Raw genomic sequence first — 15735 nt, 5'->3', positions numbered from 1 at the left:
GCAAGCCTACACCGATTCCGTGACAGCGACCATCCAGTGCGGCCCTTGGTCGCAATCGGTGCGCGCCGTGCTGGTCTTGCCAGCGTCTCACGCAGATCGCTCTCAGCCACTCGCTTCTATCCACTCGCCTTCAGCCACTGGCCATCAGCGCCTGACCGACGCGTGAGCCATTCGGTCGCCCCAGCACACGGCTGATCCAGTCGCCGGTCTGTGCCAGCGCTGCCAGGTCCACCCCTGTCTCGATGCCCATGCCCTCAAGCAGATAGAGCACGTCTTCGCTGGCGACATTGCCCGAGGCACCCTTGGCGTAGGGGCAGCCGCCCAGGCCCGCCACGGAGCTGTCGATCACCGCGATGCCTTCTTCCAGCACGGCGTAGAGGTTGGCGAGCGCCTGGCCGTAGGTGTCGTGAAAGTGGGCGGCGAGCTGCGCGATCGGCACCTCGCGACTGACCTGCTCCAGCATGTGCTTGGCCTTGAGCGGGGTGCCGACGCCGATGGTGTCACCCAGCGACACCTCGTAGCAGCCCATGGCCTTGAGCTCGCGAGCGACGGCAGCCACCTCGACGGGGGCTATCTCGCCTTCATAGGGGCAGCCGAGCACGCAGGAGACATAGCCGCGCACACGCACACCGGCCTTGAGGGCGTGTTCCATCACCGGCGCAAAGCGTTCAAGCGACTCGGCGATCGAGCAGTTGATGTTGCGCTGCGAGAAGGACTCGCTGGCCGAGCCGAACACGGCCACCTCGCGCACACCACACTCCAGCGCCGCCTCAAGACCCTTCATGTTGGGGGTGAGAGCGGAGTAAGTGGTCGCTGACTTGGTGGTTGTTGACTTGGTTGTTGTTGAATTGGCGTGGCCGTCGCGCAGCGCCAGCATGATCTCGCGGTGATCGGCCATCTGCGGCACCCACCTGGGCGAGACGAAACTGGCGGCCTCGACATGCGCAAGACCGCTGTCGCTCAGACGCCGGATCAACTCAAGCTTGGTGGCAGTCGCGACCGGCACCGACTCGTTCTGCAGTCCGTCGCGCGCGCCGACCTCGACGATGCGTACCTTGCGGGGAAAGTGCATGCTGACTACTCCTTGTCCGTCTCGACCTGCGCGGCCGTGAATTCGAGCAGCACATCGCCCTGGACCACGCTGTCACCGGCCGAGAAGTGAAACTGGGCGACCTCGCCATCGGCGGGGGCATTGAGAGTGTGCTCCATCTTCATCGCCTCTATCACCATCAAGGGCGTGCCCTGCGGGACATGGCTGCCCGGCGCGACCAGCTGCGCGACCACGGTGCCATTCATCGGCGCATTCAGGGTCGCCTGGGTCTCGTGGCGCGCGTGGTCCACGGCATCGGCGCGCCGCCACAGCAGGCGTGATTCCCTCTGTGGAGTGCTGCCGGACTGGCTGTGCTGCGCTGACGACAGCACCAGCACTTCACCGCCGCGCGCCGGCGCGTGGCTTGCCTGGAAGCGACGACGATAGCCATCCAGCGTCACGGCGATGGCGTTGCCTTCAAGGCGAGTGAGTCGGCCGAGATGACTTGTGGTCTGTCTCTTATCTCCGCAGTGAGTGGTCACTTCAATCTGCCAGTCGCCGTGCGAATCGCTCATCGATGATGTATTTGAGGTGTGCGTATTCGCCAGGGAGGCATGCGTTACCGGGCGGCGCGCGATGATATGCGCCACCTTGTCGCTGCGCTCATCGGCGTCGGCGTCAGCGGGCAGACACAGCGCCAGGCGCACCTGATATGGCAGGCCATTGCGCCAGCCATCGCGGCGCTCCCACGGGCTGGCGCAGGGCGCTTGGCGCGAATGTGATGTGCTGCTCGAATGTGTTGCGTGGCTCGCTTGCTCATTCAGGCGCGAGAGCGCCAGCAAGGCACTGGCCGCGAGGCTGTCGTGATCCAGCGTCGCGCTGGGGAACAGGCTGTCGTGATGGCGTTCGATGAAGCGGGTATCCAGCTCGGCGGCGCGGAAGTCAGCATGACCGGCCAGGCGGGACAGGAAGGCACGGTTGGTGGTGACGCCGCGCACTTCCAGCGCCGCCAGTGCGCGCAGCAGTGTCTCGAGGGCCTGTTCACGAGTCGGACCGTAGCTGATCAGCTTGGCCAGCATCGGGTCGTAATGCATCGAGACTTCATCGCCCTCGGCGACGCCGCTGTCCAAGCGTACCCGTTGGGCGTTCAGTCCGCCACCCGCCAGATCCAGCCGGAAGCGTTCCAGCACACCGGTGGCGGGCAGGAAATCGTTGTCCGGGTCTTCGGCGTAGAGGCGCGCCTCGAAGCTGTGGCCGCTCAAGGTCAGTTCATCCTGCTGACGCGGCAGGCGCTCACCGCGTGCGATGCGCAGCTGCCATTCGACGAGGTCTTCGCCGGTGATCATCTCGGTCACCGGGTGCTCGACCTGCAGGCGGGTGTTCATCTCCATGAAGTAGAAGGCGCCATGACTTTCGCTGCCCGGTTGCGGCGCGTCGAGCAGAAACTCGATGGTGCCGGCACCGACATAGCCGATCTCGCGCGCTGCCCGCACGGCGGCCTCGCCCATCTCACGGCGCAGCGACGGCGTCAGCCCCGGCGCGGGCGCCTCTTCCAGCACCTTCTGGTGGCGACGCTGGACACTGCAATCGCGCTCGAACAGATAGACACCGCTGCCGTAGCTGTCGCAGAACACCTGGACTTCGACGTGGCGTGGCTGGGTCAGGTATTTCTCGATCAGCATGCGCTCGTCACCGAAGGCGGCGCGGGATTCACGACGACAGCTGGCCAGCGCCGCTGAAAATTCCCGCGCGCTCTCGACCACGCGCATGCCCTTGCCGCCACCGCCGGCGCAGGCCTTGATCAGCACCGGATAGCCCATGCGGTCCGCTTCGGCCTGCAACAGCGCATCCTGCTGGTCATCGCCGTGGTAGCCGGGCACCAGCGGCACATTGGCCGCCTGCATGCGCATCTTGGCGGCCGACTTGTCGCCCATGTCGGCGATTGCGCTCTGGGGCGGGCCGACGAAGATGATGCCGGCCTCGGCCAACGCACTGACGAAGGCGGCGTTCTCGGACAGGAAGCCATAGCCGGGGTGCACGGCATCGGCACCGCTTTTGCGCGCGGCGGCAATCACCTTGTCGATGTCCAGGTAACTTTCACCTGCACTGGCGGGGCCGAGGCGCACGGCCTCATCAGCCTCGCGCACATGCAGGGCATCGGCGTCGGCATCGGAGTAGACCGCCACTGTCTGGATGCCCATCGCGCGAGCGGTGCGCATCACACGTACGGCGATCTCGCCCCGGTTGGCGACCAGCAGCTTGCGGATCTCGCCGCAACCGGCGGGGAGGGTCTGGTCTGTCTCGCGGTTGGCGTTCATGGCAAGCGTCCTGTGGCGAAGGTGGCTAGGGAAATCGGGAAGAGAAAAGCTCTTGAGAAAAAATCCGGCAGGCATGGCCGAGATTGATGGCCGAGAGTGATGACCAGTGCCTCTGGCGACATGTCGTCAGCGGCTTCAGGCCTTTGGTGATCACGAGGACTTGGGCGTTTGGGGTGTTTGGTTCTCGCTCGGCACCCAGGGCGCCGGCGTGCCGGCGAAGAAGGCGGCCAGTCCGGCCTGGCCCTGTTCGCTGACGCGCAGCTGGCTGATCACCTCGCAGCAGCGTTCACGGGTCGCGGCGCTGGCTGGGGCCTGAGCGACCTCGCTGAGCAGCGCCTTGGTGGCGCGACTGGCGGCAGGCGAGGTGGCCAGCAGGGTCTGCACCATCTCCGTGACGCGCGCCTCCAGTAGCTCATCGGGGCAGGTCTCGTGGACCAGGCCAATGCGCTGCGCGGTAACACTGTCGATCACCTCGGCGCTGAGCGCATAACGGCGCATCTGGCGTGAGCCGATGGCGCGCTGCACGTAGGGGCTGATGACGGCCGGTGCCAGGCCGATGCGCACTTCGGAAAGACAGAAGCGTGCGCGCTCGGCGGCAATCACGATGTCGCAGCAGGCCGCCAGGCCGACGGCACCGCCGAAGGTGGCGCCCTGGACACGACACATGCTGGGGCAAGGCAGCTCATCGAGCAGCTGCATCAGTCGCGCAAGCTCGCGTGAGTCGGCAAGGTTATCCTCCAGCGAATACTCGACCATGCGCTGCATCCACTTGAGGTCGGCGCCGGCCGAGAAGCTCTTGCCCTCGGAGGCCAGCACCACCACACGCACTTCATCGCGACTCGCCCTGGCGTGCAGGCTCTCCAGGTGCTGATTCAGCTCCGTAATCAGCAGATCATCGAAGGCGTTGTGCACCTCGGGGCGCAGCAGAGTGAGGCGGGCGACGCCGTGTTGATCTATCTCGAGGCGACTCGATTGGCGAGGCTCTTTCATCGTGCTTTCTTCCATTCTGTTAGCTTCAAGATGACTACTTGTGTTCGGTGCAGGCCACAATCATCGTTGTAGCGCTTGACGGGTTACATGCGAAGCACACCGAAGCGACTGTCCTCGATCTCGGCATTCATGGCCGCGGCCAGTGACAGACCAAGGATGTCGCGGGTCTGCAGCGGGTCGATCACACCGTCATCCCACAGGCGCGCACTGGCGTAGGTCGGATGACCCTGACGCTCGTACTGCTCGCGTATCGGCGCCTTGAAGGCCTCCTCTTCCTCGGCGGGCCACTCGCGCCCCTCGCGGGCATGCTGGTCGCGCTTGACCTGTGCCAGCACGTTGGCGGCCTGCTCGCCGCCCATCACCGAGATGCGCGAGTTGGGCCACATGAACAGCAGGTTGGGGTCATAGGCGCGCCCGCACATGCCGTAGTTGCCCGCGCCGAAACTGCCGCCGATCAGTACCGTGAACTTGGGTACCCTGGCGCAGGCTACCGCCGCCACCAGCTTGGCGCCGTGCTTGGCGATGCCTTCGTGCTCATAACGCGAGCCGACCATGAAGCCGGTGATGTTCTGCAGGAAGATCAGCGGAATCCGGCGCTGGGTGCACAGCTCGATGAAGTGTGCGCCCTTGAGGGCGCTTTCCGAGAACAGCACGCCATTGTTGGCGAGGATGCCGACCGGATGGCCATGCAGGTGCGCGAAGCCGGTGACCAGCGTCTCACCGTATTCGCGCTTGAACTCGTCGAAGTCCGAATCATCCACCAGACGGCCGATCACCTCGCGCACGTCGTAGGGCTTCTTGAGATCCGTGCCGACGATGCCGTAGAGCTCCTGCGGGTCCAGGCGTGGTGGACGCGATTCGCGCAGCGCGAGCTGGCCCTTGCGTTGCCAGTTGAGGCGCGACACGGCACGGCGAGCCAGCTGCAGGGCATGGGCGTCGTTGTCGGCCAGATGGTCGGCCACGCCGCTGATCCTGCAGTGCACCTCGGCACCGCCCAGCGCTTCGGCGCTGATGTCCTCACCGGTGGCGGCCTTCACCAGCGGCGGCCCCGCCAGGAAGATGGTGCCTTGCTCGCGCACGATGATGGATTCGTCCGCCATCGCTGGCACATAGGCGCCGCCGGCGGTGCACGAGCCCATCACCACGGCGATCTGCGGGATACCCTCGGCAGACAGCGTGGCCTGGTTGTAGAAGATGCGGCCGAAGTGGTCGCGGTCCGGGAAGACCTCGTCCTGGTGGGGCAGGTGCGCGCCGCCGGAATCGACCAGATAGAGACACGGCAGGCGATGCTTGCGGGCGATCTCCTGGGCGCGCAGATGCTTCTTGGCCGTCATCGGGAAGTAGGTGCCACCCTTGACGGTGGCGTCGTTGGCGACGATGACGCACTCCACGCCGCTGATGCGGCCGATGCCGGTGACCAGGCCCGCGCCGGGGACAGGGCTGTCGTAGACGTCGTGGGCCGCCAGCGCAGAGAGTTCGAGGAAGGGCGAGCCTTCATCGATCAGGTGGTCGATGCGTTCGCGCACGAACAGCTTGCCGCGCGACTCGTGACGCTCACGCGCCTTGTCACCGCCACCGGCCGCGACGGTCTCCAGCAGCTGGTGCAGGCGATCGACCTCGGCCTGCATCGCCGCTTCATTGGCGCGGAACTGGTCACTGCGCGGATTGATCAGGGAGGTCAGTATGGCCATCGGGCAAGCTCCAGCGGCGAAGGGATACGAAAAGAGTAGGGGATGAAGAGAGGTGTCAGGCGCTCTCGTTGAACAGTTCACGCCCGATCAGCATGCGGCGAATCTCGCTGGTGCCGGCGCCGATCTCGTAAAGCTTGGCGTCTCGCAGCAGGCGTCCGGTGGCGTACTCGTTGATGTAGCCGTTGCCGCCGAGCAGCTGGATGGCATCCAGCGCCATCTGGGTGGCCTTCTCGGCGCAGTAGAGAATCACGCCCGCGGCGTCCTTGCGTGAGGTCTGGCCGCGATCACAGGCGTTGGCGACCGCATATAGATAGGCGCGACAGGCATTGAGCGTGGTGTACATGTCGGCGACCTTGCCCTGCACCAGCTGGAATTCACCGATGGCCTGGCCGAACTGGCGGCGCTCATGCAGGTAGGGCACCACGATATCCATGCAGGCCTGCATGATGCCGATGGGGCCGGCGGCCAGCACGGTGCGCTCGAAATCGAGCCCGCGCATCAGCACCTTGACGCCACGATTGACCTCGCCCAGCACGTTCTCGACCGGCACCTGACAATCCTGGAAGACCAGCTCGCATGTGTTGGAGCCGCGCATGCCGAGCTTGTCGAGCTTCTGGGCGGTGGAGAAGCCAGGGAAATCACGCTCGATGATGAAGGCGGTGATGCCCTTGGAGCCGGCGTCCGGGTCGGTCTTCGCGTAGACCACCAGGGTATGGGCATCCGGACCGTTGGTGATCCACATCTTGTTGCCGTTGAGCACATAGTGATCGCCGCGCAGCTCGGCCTTGAGCTGCATCGAGACCACATCAGAGCCGGCGCCGGGTTCGGACATCGCCAGCGCGCCGACATGCTCGCCACTCATCAGTTTCGGCAGATAACGTGCCTTCTGCTCGGCAGTGCCGTTGAGCTTGATCTGATTCACGCACAGGTTGGAATGCGCGCCGTAGGAGAGCGCCACCGAGGCGCTGGCACGCGAGATCTCTTCCATCGCGATGCAGTGCGCCAGATAGCCCATGCCGCTGCCGCCGTCCTCGTCGGGCACGGTGATGCCGAGCAGGCCCATGTCGCCGAACTTCTGCCACAGGTCATCGGGGAAGGCATTGCTGGCATCGATCTCGGCGGCGCGCGGCGCGATCTCGTCGCGGGCAAAGGCGTTGACCTGCTCACGCAGCAGGGTGTGTGTCTCGTCGAGTCCGAAATCCAGCGGTGAATAGAGGCTGTGCATGATCTGGCATCCTGTAGACGGTTAGGCGCGATGAGCAAGGCCCGCCAGGGGCTGTGATGACCTGATGGTGAACGGTCTGTCGCAAACGGTCTGTCGCGAAGGGCTTGTCAAGTCCGCCCGACATGGGCCGCCTTGGCATGTGATGGAAATTACTCTAGGTCAAAGTTGACGTTAACGTAAAGGTCATTGTGAGCCGCTTTGACCAAGGTCGCAGGGCTTGCGGCAGCAGGTCAGCAGGGAGACTCGAGAAGGGGAGTGTCAGGTAGAGGAGCTGAGTTATGAGAAGTCAGGTCGAGAAGGTCATTGAGAGAAAGTCACTCAGCAAACGAATTTGCTCCGGCATCGCCGGGGTGACTTGATAAGCTGAGACGCTGTAGTCACTGTTGATTGAGGAAGTCGTGAGGGCGTCAGTGGGGAGCATCCCCTCGCCTGCCTGGTGTCACCGGCACGCTCCAGTGTGCAAGTGCGCTGACTCGCCAGCGCTTTCCGCCATTCCAGACTCATGCTCACCTGCCTAGAAGGACCTACTCGATGAGTGATGACACCGCCCCGGCAGTCCGCTTCAGCGGCCTGCACAAGGGCTTTGCCGGTCAGCGCCTGTTTGAAGGCATTGATCTTGAACTGCCGCGTGACCGTATCACCGCCCTGGTCGGTGCCAGCGGCTGTGGCAAATCGACCCTGCTGCAGCTGATCAACGGCCTGATCCGCCCGGATGAAGGCGAGGTCAAGGTATTCGGCGCCGCCGTCGATTACGCCAACCTGCCAGCCATGCGTCGACGCATCGGCTATGCCGTTCAGCAGATCGGTCTCTTTCCCCATCTCAGCGTGCGCGACAACGTCGCCATTCTCGCTGACCGCGAAGGCTGGAGCGACGAGCGCGTCAAGGCGCGTATCGCGCGGCTGTTCCAGATGATGGATCTCGACATGGCGCTGCTGACGCGCTATCCCCACGAGATTTCCGGCGGTCAGGCCCAGCGCGTCGGCCTGTGTCGCGCCATGATGCTGGAGCCACCGTTGTTGCTGCTCGATGAGGCCTTCTCGGCCGTCGACCCGATCACGCGCATCGAGGTGCATGCCCAGTTCCAGCGCATGCAGAAAGAGGAGCCGCGCAGCGTGGTGATGGTGACCCATGACATGAATGAGGCACTGAGCCTCTCCGATCACATGGTGGTGATGGCGCCCGGCGTGATACTGCAGGCCGCCAGCCCCGACACCATCACCACATCGCCAGCGGATGAGCGCGTGGCCCGACTGCTGGAGGCACGCGCATGAAGACGCTGATGACGACTCCCGTCCTGCAACGCTCGCGCCGCGGGCTGTCTGGCGCGCTGATGGTTGCCGGCCTGGCGCTTGCGAGTCTGGGAGCACTGGTGAGCAGCCCGCTTGTCAGCGCGGAAGAGGAAGCCGCGGCATGGCCCGAGGACAAGCCGATCGTGGTCGGCTCGAAGGCGGACCGCGAAGGCCATCTGCTGGGCGAGATATTCGCGCAGGTGCTGGAGGACGCCGGCTTCACGGTCGAGCGCCGTCTGGGACTGGGGCAGACCATCATCACCTATCAGGGGCTGGCGGAAGGCGAGCTGGATGTCTATCCCGAATACACCGGCACCCTGGCCCACGCCATTCTCAAGCTGGATGATGTGCCTTCGCTCGAGAAGCTTGATGAGCTGAGTCGCGAGCAGGGCCTGCGCGTACTCGAGCCGCTGGGCTTCAACAACACCTATGCCGTCAGCATGCGCCGCGATCAGGCCGAATCGCTGGGCATCAGCACCATCGGCGATATGGCCGATCACCCGGATCTCTCCGTCGCGATGTCGCATGAGTTCATCAAGCGGCCGGATGGCTGGCCGGGACTGGCCGCGGAATACGGGCTTTCCCAGGTGCCGCGTGGCATCGAGCACGGTATCGCCTATCAGGCGCTGCGCGAGAGCAAGATCGATGCCACCGATGCCTACTCCACCGAGGGCGACATCAAGCGCTTCGACTTCGTGCTGCTGGAAGATGACAAGGGCTACTTCCCCGAGTATCTGGCGGTGCCCTTCGTGAATGCCGCCTTGCCGGAAGATGCCGTCGCGGCGCTCAATCAGCTGGCGGGGAGTCTCGATGAAGACAGCATGCAGGCGCTCAACGCCCGCGTCTCCACCGATGAACAGAGCTTCGCCCAGGTTGCCAGTCGCTTCATTCAGGAGCAGGGCATCACCACCGAGCAGCGTGAAGTCAGTGGCGCCAAGTGGGACAAGCTGGGTACCAATCTGATCGAGCACCTGCAGTTGACGCTGTCCGCATTGCTGCTGGCGTGTCTGGTCGGCCTGCCGCTGTCCTTGCTTGTCTATCGCAATCCGAAGGTCTCTCGGGTGGTGCTCTATGTCACTGGCCTTTTGCAGACCATCCCCTCCATCGCGCTGCTGGCTTTGATGATTCCGCTGTTCGGGATCGGGGTGGTACCGGCGGTGATCGCGCTGTTCGTCTACTCCTTGCTGCCGATCATCCGCGCGGCCATCACCGCGCTGCTGACGGTGGACCCGTTGCTGGTCAAGGTGGCACGTGGCATGGGTCTGACGCGTCGCGAGCAGCTGCGTCATGTCATCCTGCCGCTGGCGACGCCCAATCTGCTCACCGGCATCAAGACCGCCGCCATCATCAATATCGGTACCGCGACGCTGGCGGCCTTCATCGGCGCCGGTGGGCTGGGCGAGCCGATCGTCACCGGGCTTTCGCTCAATGACTATGATCTGGTGCTCTACGGGGCGATTCCCGCGGCATTGCTGGCCATCTGTGCCGAGCTGCTGTTCGAGCTGTTCGAGCGCCTGGTGATACCGGCGCATATGCGCGGGCTGAAGTCGCGCTGAGCTGGAGAAAAACGGCGTAGTACATTACACGACAATCATGTCGCAACTCCTGTACAAGGCGTGCAGTAAAAAAGGAAGCCTGCTGCGAAGGTTTAACGTTGGTCGTCGATCAGAGTAATGTGAAGGGGAACGTAAGGGCTTGCAGACAGCGTCGTGCCATCCTGGATGACTCGGCCTTGCAGCAGCCTCTACCCCCTTGAAGGAGAGACTCATGCGTATCAAAAATCTGTTTCCGATTGCACTGGTCGCGGCGACTCTGGCCCTGAGTGGTTGTGGTCTGTTCGGTCATGGCCACGGCCATGGTGGTCACGGCGGCGGTGGCGGTGGTGGCAAGGGTCACGCGATGATCGACACCCCGGCCAGCGCACCGGCGGATCATCTGTCCTGATCTAGCCTCGCCTGTCGGTTGACGAAAAAGCCGCCCCTTTCTGCCTCACGGCAAGGAAGGGGCGGCTTTTTTGTGTGCATGTCCGTGTACCGATCTGAGCTGAGCTGTGTGTGCGAGGACGGTGCTTTCCGTCGCGATGCTTTGAGTCGCGATGCTTTCAGTCGCAGTGCTTTGCGAGCGGCGAGCGCTGGGCAGGCGACATAAAAAAGACCTCCCCGAGGGGAGGTCTGCAAGCACGTCACCGTATGTCTGCCGTGACGCTCGGCGCCCTTGAGACAAGAGGCGACCGATAGAGGTGCCGACAGCTGCGGTTCCTGAGTCTGGAAGGGCTACCAGCTGCCATCCATGGCATCGGGGGTCAGATGATCAGCCGTTCATGGCCTGCGGCAGATAGAGCACGATCTCCGGGAAGACGTGCATCAGCACGATGGAGAAGATCATCAGCAGGAAGAACGGCAGCGTCGCCTTGGTGATGGTGATGATGTCCTTGCCGGTCAGGCTCTGGATCACGAACAGGTTGAAGCCAACCGGCGGGGTGATCTGCGACATCTCGACCACGATGATCAGGTACATACCGAACCAGATCAGATCGAAACCGGCGGCTTCGATGACCGGCATGATGATGGAGGTCACCAGCAGGATCAGCGAGATGCCGTCGAGGAAGCAGCCCAGGATCAGCAGGAACAGCGTCAGCACCACCAGCAGCATGGTCGGCGACAGACCCAGGGTGGCGATGCCTTCGGCCAGCTGCATCGGAATCTGGGTGAAGCTCATCGCCGAGGACAGGAAGGAGGCACCGGCGATGATGAAGGCGATCATGCACGAGGTGCGCAGCGCCGCGAACAGCGATTCCTTGAAGGTGGCGGCGGTCATGTGGCCGTTGAGGCGCGCGATGATCAGCGACAGTACCACGCCGACCGCGGCCGCTTCGGTGGGTGACGCCAGGCCACCGTAGATGCTGCCGAGGATGCCGCCGATGAGTGCCAGCAGCGGAATCAGCTGGGCGCTGTTGCGCAGCTTGGCCATGAAGCCCATGTGCGGCTCGTCATGGCCGGCGCGGCCCTGCGGCTCACCGACGACCTTCGACCAGATCGCCAGATAGCCCATGAACAGGGCCAGCAGCAGCATGCCCGGCAGGACACCGGCGATGAACAGACGCGAGATGGACTGCTCGGTGACCACGCCGTAGACGATCATCATGATCGACGGCGGAATCAGCAGGCCGAGGGTCGAGGCGCTGGCGAGGGTACCGATGGCCAGGTTGCTGTCGTAGCCGCGGCGCTCAAGCTCCGGCAGGGTCATCTTGCCGACGGTGGCACAGGTGGCGGCGGAGGAGCCGCACACGGCGGCGAACAGCCCGCTGCCGATGATGTTGGAGTGCAGCAGACGGCCCGGCAGGCGATTCAGCCACGGTGCCAGCGCGCGGAACATGTTGTCGGCGAGTCCGGAGCGGAACAGGATCTCGCCCATCCACACGAACATCGGCAGGGCGGTCAGGTCCCAGCCATAGCTGGCACCCCAGAAGTCGGAGGCCAGGATCGGGCCGGTCTCGAAGGTGGAGAAGAAGGTCAGCACGATCCAGCCGGTGCCGATCAGCGAGAAGGCGACCCACACGCCGCTGCCGAGCAGCAAGGCGAGAGCCAGTAGAGTGACGAGGATGAGTGTCAGCATGTCATTCGGCTCCGTCTTCGGGCTCGGGCGCCACGTAGCTTGAGGGCGCGGTGAAGGCGGTGCGCAGCGTGGCGATCAGGGTCTCGAGAATCGCCAGGCACAGCAGGCCGGTACCGGCGACCAGCACGCTCTGCGGAATCCACAGCGGCAGCGCCAGCAGGCCGGAGGAGATGTCGTGGTACTCGAGGCTCTCGCCGACCAGCAGTACCAGTTCATGGGTGATCAAGACGCTCAGGCCGAGTGCGATCAGCAGCGCGAGGCTTTCGATCCATACGCGCACGGCGGCCGGCAGGCGGTTGATCACCAGCGTCACGCGGATATGAGCGTGATGCGTGAAGGTGTAGGCGAGGCTCAGGAAGGTGGCGCCGACCAGCAGGAAGGCAGCCATTTCCGACACGCCGGAGATCTCGAAGCCGAGACGCTCGGCACCGAACATCACCATGATGGCGTCGATCAGGCGCAGGAAGACTTGCAGGCTGACGAGGGTGCAGATCAGCAGCATGCAGGCCGCCGCACCCCACGCACCGAGGCGATAGAGTCTGTCGAAGAAATAGGTCATGACGGGCGCTCACAGGGAAGGTGAGGGTGGCCACGCGATGCTGCGCACAGGCTTGTCCGTGGGTCACCTGCCGGCGGACGGCAGGTGTCGGAGTCTCGAGTGGCGTATCGCGTGGCGGGATAGCAACGCTGCAGCTGGGGTCAGTCAGGACTTTGCAGCGCTCAGGCAATGCTCAGACGTTGCTCAGGCAGTGCACGGTCGATGCGCTCGGCCATGTGACCAGCGTTCAGTGCCGGGCAGTCAGGCTTGTGAGCTCATCTCAGGCATCCAGGTCTGCGCGGTAGCGCTCGAGCAGCTGCTGGCCTTCTTCACCGGCACGCGACTTCCAGTCCTGGAACAGCTTGTCACCGGCGGCCTTCAGGTCTTCGGCCAGCTTGGCGTCAGGCTCCGTGATGGTGAAGCCATTCTCGGTCAGCACCTTGGCGCTCTCGGCGGCATCGGCCTTGCTGGCTTCCCAGCCGCGGGTCTCGGCGGCCTTGGCGGCATCGAGCACGGCTTGCTGGGTGCTCTCGTCGAGGCGATCGAAGGCACGCTTGTTGACGAAGACGATGTTCTTCGGCAGCCACAGCTTGGCGTCATTGTAGTGCTTGACGTAATCCCAGGCCGACATGGACTTGCCGGTGGAGCTGGAGGTGATCATCGCGTCGACACGACCGGTGCTGAAGGCGGTGGGGATGTCGGCTTCTTCGGTCTCGGTGGGCTTGCCGCCGACGTTCTCGACGAAACGCTGGGTGTTGATGTTGGGCGCGCGGATACGCAGGCCCTTGAGCTGGGAGACGTCGGTCAGGTCGAAGTCGGTGTAGATACCCTGGGCCGGCCAGGCGACCGCGTACAGCGGCATCAGACCTTCCTTGGCGAACAGCGCGGTGATGTCCGGCTTGGAGGCCTGCCAGAGGGCGAAGGCTTCTTCATAGCTGGAGGCGACGCCCGGCAGGGTGTCCAGCTCGTAGACCGGCGATTCGTTGGAGAGAATCGACAGGAAGATCTCACCGGCCTGGACGGTGCCGCGACGCACGGAAGGCTTGATCTCGCCGTGGGAGATCAGGGAACCGCCGCTGTGCACGGTCACGGTCAGCTCGCCATCGGTAGCCTCGGTGACGTCCTCGGCGAACTGCTTGGTGTTCTTGGTGTGGAAGCTGGCATCGCCATACGGAGTAGCGAGGTTCCACTGTGCCGCGAGTGCCGAGCCACTGAAGGCCAGGGCACCCACTGTCGCCAGCCAGGCGAAGGACTTGACTGTCGGGGTCTTGCGAGTGAGGGAATCGTTGGGCTTACGCATGTCTTGTTCCTCATTATTATTGAATGTTGTCGGCAGACGATTTCATTCTTCAAGCGACGGGCCATCCCGTCCAATCGTTAATTCTGATGCGCAGTATCGATGAAATCTTTCATCGTGTCGTCGCATGAAAGCCTTTGGCGATATTGTTAGACCTTGGTCTGATGCTGGCCTGGTGCGGAGCGGCGCGCGATCAACCCTGACTCAGCGCATGACAGTTAGTCTGATCAGGGATTGGAATGCGCGTGTTGCTGCGAGTAGGTCTCGGCACATTGGCGGCCGAGGCGAGCCACGCTGGCACAGAAATCGGGATAGTTGGCATTGCGCCAGATGGCTTCATAGATCATCGGGGGCAGCGGGGTCGTGAGTGGCAGGCGCACCAGTTCGCCGTGGCTGATGACATCCTCTACCGTGGCGACCGGCAGTACGCCGATGCCGAGCCCTTCGCTGCTCATGCGCAGGATGGTCATCAGGGTGCTGGTGCAGTGCACCTTGGGCTGAGTGATCCCCTGGTCCGATAGATAGCTGACCAGCTCGGTATAGGGGCGCGCCTGCTTGCTGAAGGAGATGAATGGTGTGGAGGCGAAGCGCTCGTCATCCTCGGCCAGCTGCTCGGCGAGGGTCGGTGAGGCGAACATGCCCATCTCGAAGGTGCACAGCGGGGTCTGGGTGGCGTAGGGCCCCATGGCGGCGCTGTCCATCGCGAACAGCATGTCGAGGTCATTGTCGGCCAGACGCTGATGCAGGGAGGGCGAGATATCGACGGTCATTTCCAGCGTCAGCTTGGGATAGCGTTCGGCCAGCTGGCGCATGAAGGCGGGAAACCAGCTGTTGGCGATGGTCTCGATCACGCCCAGACGCAGGGTGCCGGAGAAGGCACCTTCATCCTGAAACAGGCGCATGGCTTCATCGCGACCACTGAGCAGACGCTCGGCGTGGGCGAAGAACTCTCGTCCGCGCAAGGTGGGCTGGATGGGGCGGGTGGCGCGTTCCAGCAGGGATTCGCCGACGGTGGCTTCCAGGCGGTTGATGCGGTCCGAGATGGAGGGCTGGGTCAGGTGAAGCTTGGTGGCGCCCTTGCGGAACGAGCCAAGCCGGACCACCCAGACGAAGGCCTCGAGTTCCTTGAAGTCGAACATGGCAGATGCCCCGTGATGAATCGTTGATACCGCCCATCTTGCCGCATGCGGCGCGGGGCGTCAGCTTTCATCACGGGGCATGGTCTGCGTCAGGCCGGGCGCGGGCTCACTCGCTGGCGCGGGTCGCTTGCGTCATTTGCGAAACAGCTGGCTTTCGCGGTCCTTGAAGGCCTTGAATTCCAGCGCATTGCCGGTGGGGTCGAGGAAGAACATCGTCGCCTGTTCGCCGGGTTCGCCCTTGAAGCGGATATGGGGCTCGATCTCGAAGGTGACACCCTCGGCGATGAGGCGGTCCGCCAGTGCCTGCCAGGCGTCCATCTCCAGTACCACACCGAAGTGCGGCACCGGCACGCCATGGCCATCGACCGGGTTGCGGTGCTGAGCGACGGCGCTTGCCGGGTCGGCCAGCGCCGGATTCAGGTGACAGACGAACTGGTGGCCATAGAGGTCGAAATCGACCCAACTGTCGGACGAGCGGCCCTCGGGGCAGCCCAGAAACTCGCCGTAGAAGCGGCGTGCCTCAGCGATATCGCGGACCTGGATGGCGAGGTGAAACGGGTCGCTGACGGCCATGGTGAAACTCCTGTTGTTGTTGGGGGCTG

General features: G+C 63.9%; 13 protein-coding genes. 3 read left to right on the top strand and 10 right to left on the bottom strand.

The window, feature by feature from the left end; translation table 11 throughout:
* Positions 1-130: 130 nt before the first annotated feature.
* The 5 genes from CDPAHKCJ_RS04065 to CDPAHKCJ_RS04045 form a co-directional block, all read right to left on the bottom strand.
* Entirely contained in the window at positions 131-1072 is a 942-nt protein-coding gene (locus tag CDPAHKCJ_RS04065) for a hydroxymethylglutaryl-CoA lyase (protein WP_166018776.1), read from the bottom strand.
* A 5-nt stretch (positions 1073-1077) separates the two neighbouring features.
* Positions 1078-3348 (bottom strand): acetyl/propionyl/methylcrotonyl-CoA carboxylase subunit alpha, encoded by a 2271-nt coding sequence (locus CDPAHKCJ_RS04060; protein ID WP_166018775.1) that lies wholly within the window; start codon positions 3346-3348, stop codon positions 1078-1080.
* A gap of 150 nt (positions 3349-3498) precedes the next feature.
* On the bottom strand, positions 3499-4338 hold the full coding sequence (locus tag CDPAHKCJ_RS04055; protein WP_166018774.1) for an enoyl-CoA hydratase-related protein: 840 nt from the start codon (positions 4336-4338) through the stop codon (positions 3499-3501).
* An 83-nt stretch (positions 4339-4421) separates the two neighbouring features.
* The gene (locus CDPAHKCJ_RS04050; RefSeq protein WP_166018773.1) at positions 4422-6029 is read right to left on the bottom strand and encodes a carboxyl transferase domain-containing protein; all 1608 of its coding nucleotides are present in this window, start codon (positions 6027-6029) and stop codon (positions 4422-4424) included.
* Positions 6030-6084: 55 nt separating this feature from the next.
* Positions 6085-7254, bottom strand: a complete 1170-nt coding sequence (locus CDPAHKCJ_RS04045; RefSeq protein ID WP_043331338.1) for an isovaleryl-CoA dehydrogenase — start codon at positions 7252-7254, stop codon at positions 6085-6087.
* A 531-nt stretch (positions 7255-7785) separates the two neighbouring features.
* On the opposite strand from CDPAHKCJ_RS04045, the gene CDPAHKCJ_RS04040 reads away from it, so the two are divergent.
* From CDPAHKCJ_RS04040 to CDPAHKCJ_RS04030, 3 genes are all read left to right on the top strand, one after another.
* Positions 7786-8526 carry an ATP-binding cassette domain-containing protein gene (locus CDPAHKCJ_RS04040; protein ID WP_166018772.1) on the top strand — a complete coding sequence of 247 codons (741 nt, stop codon included), beginning with the start codon at positions 7786-7788 and terminating at the stop codon, positions 8524-8526.
* Positions 8527-8534: 8 nt separating this feature from the next.
* Positions 8535-10100, top strand: a complete 1566-nt coding sequence (locus CDPAHKCJ_RS04035; protein ID WP_205700781.1) for a glycine betaine ABC transporter substrate-binding protein — start codon at positions 8535-8537, stop codon at positions 10098-10100.
* A gap of 211 nt (positions 10101-10311) precedes the next feature.
* Positions 10312-10488 (top strand): hypothetical protein, encoded by a 177-nt coding sequence (locus tag CDPAHKCJ_RS04030; protein WP_166018771.1) that lies wholly within the window; start codon positions 10312-10314, stop codon positions 10486-10488.
* A 366-nt stretch (positions 10489-10854) separates the two neighbouring features.
* Here the strand turns inward: CDPAHKCJ_RS04030 and CDPAHKCJ_RS04025 are convergent, their stop codons facing one another.
* The 5 genes from CDPAHKCJ_RS04025 to CDPAHKCJ_RS04005 form a co-directional block, all read right to left on the bottom strand.
* Complete coding sequence (locus tag CDPAHKCJ_RS04025; RefSeq protein WP_166018770.1) at positions 10855-12159, bottom strand: TRAP transporter large permease subunit; 1305 nt, start codon at positions 12157-12159, stop codon at positions 10855-10857.
* A 1-nt stretch (position 12160) separates the two neighbouring features.
* Positions 12161-12718, bottom strand: a complete 558-nt coding sequence (locus tag CDPAHKCJ_RS04020; protein ID WP_043331335.1) for a TRAP transporter small permease — start codon at positions 12716-12718, stop codon at positions 12161-12163.
* A 259-nt stretch (positions 12719-12977) separates the two neighbouring features.
* Positions 12978-13997, bottom strand: coding sequence for a TRAP transporter substrate-binding protein (locus CDPAHKCJ_RS04015; protein WP_166018769.1), 1020 nt, complete (start codon positions 13995-13997; stop codon positions 12978-12980).
* 224 nt (positions 13998-14221) lie between these two features.
* Positions 14222-15133 carry a LysR family transcriptional regulator gene (locus CDPAHKCJ_RS04010; protein WP_166018768.1) on the bottom strand — a complete coding sequence of 304 codons (912 nt, stop codon included), beginning with the start codon at positions 15131-15133 and terminating at the stop codon, positions 14222-14224.
* A gap of 132 nt (positions 15134-15265) precedes the next feature.
* Complete coding sequence (locus CDPAHKCJ_RS04005; RefSeq protein ID WP_054555510.1) at positions 15266-15706, bottom strand: VOC family protein; 441 nt, start codon at positions 15704-15706, stop codon at positions 15266-15268.
* Between the last annotated feature and the right edge of the window lie 29 nt (positions 15707-15735).

This window comes from Cobetia sp. MB87, assembly GCF_011319755.1.
Taxonomy (GTDB): domain Bacteria; phylum Pseudomonadota; class Gammaproteobacteria; order Pseudomonadales; family Halomonadaceae; genus Cobetia.
This window is presented reverse-complemented; position numbering and strand designations above follow the sequence as displayed.

Excerpts from the sequence above, each read along its gene's own strand:
- CDPAHKCJ_RS04065 (WP_166018776.1), bottom strand. The coding sequence starts at position 1,072 with ATGCACTTTCCCCGCAAGGTACGCATCGTCGAGGTCGGCGCGCGCGAC.
- CDPAHKCJ_RS04060 (WP_166018775.1), bottom strand. The coding sequence starts at position 3,348 with ATGAACGCCAACCGCGAGACAGACCAGACCCTCCCCGCCGGTTGCGGC.
- CDPAHKCJ_RS04055 (WP_166018774.1), bottom strand. The coding sequence starts at position 4,338 with ATGAAAGAGCCTCGCCAATCGAGTCGCCTCGAGATAGATCAACACGGC.
- CDPAHKCJ_RS04050 (WP_166018773.1), bottom strand. The coding sequence starts at position 6,029 with ATGGCCATACTGACCTCCCTGATCAATCCGCGCAGTGACCAGTTCCGC.
- CDPAHKCJ_RS04045 (WP_043331338.1), bottom strand. The coding sequence starts at position 7,254 with ATGCACAGCCTCTATTCACCGCTGGATTTCGGACTCGACGAGACACAC.
- CDPAHKCJ_RS04040 (WP_166018772.1), top strand. The coding sequence starts at position 7,786 with ATGAGTGATGACACCGCCCCGGCAGTCCGCTTCAGCGGCCTGCACAAG.
- CDPAHKCJ_RS04035 (WP_205700781.1), top strand. The coding sequence starts at position 8,535 with ATGACGACTCCCGTCCTGCAACGCTCGCGCCGCGGGCTGTCTGGCGCG.
- CDPAHKCJ_RS04030 (WP_166018771.1), top strand. The coding sequence starts at position 10,312 with ATGCGTATCAAAAATCTGTTTCCGATTGCACTGGTCGCGGCGACTCTG.
- CDPAHKCJ_RS04025 (WP_166018770.1), bottom strand. The coding sequence starts at position 12,159 with ATGCTGACACTCATCCTCGTCACTCTACTGGCTCTCGCCTTGCTGCTC.
- CDPAHKCJ_RS04020 (WP_043331335.1), bottom strand. The coding sequence starts at position 12,718 with ATGACCTATTTCTTCGACAGACTCTATCGCCTCGGTGCGTGGGGTGCG.
- CDPAHKCJ_RS04015 (WP_166018769.1), bottom strand. The coding sequence starts at position 13,997 with ATGCGTAAGCCCAACGATTCCCTCACTCGCAAGACCCCGACAGTCAAG.
- CDPAHKCJ_RS04010 (WP_166018768.1), bottom strand. The coding sequence starts at position 15,133 with ATGTTCGACTTCAAGGAACTCGAGGCCTTCGTCTGGGTGGTCCGGCTT.
- CDPAHKCJ_RS04005 (WP_054555510.1), bottom strand. The coding sequence starts at position 15,706 with ATGGCCGTCAGCGACCCGTTTCACCTCGCCATCCAGGTCCGCGATATC.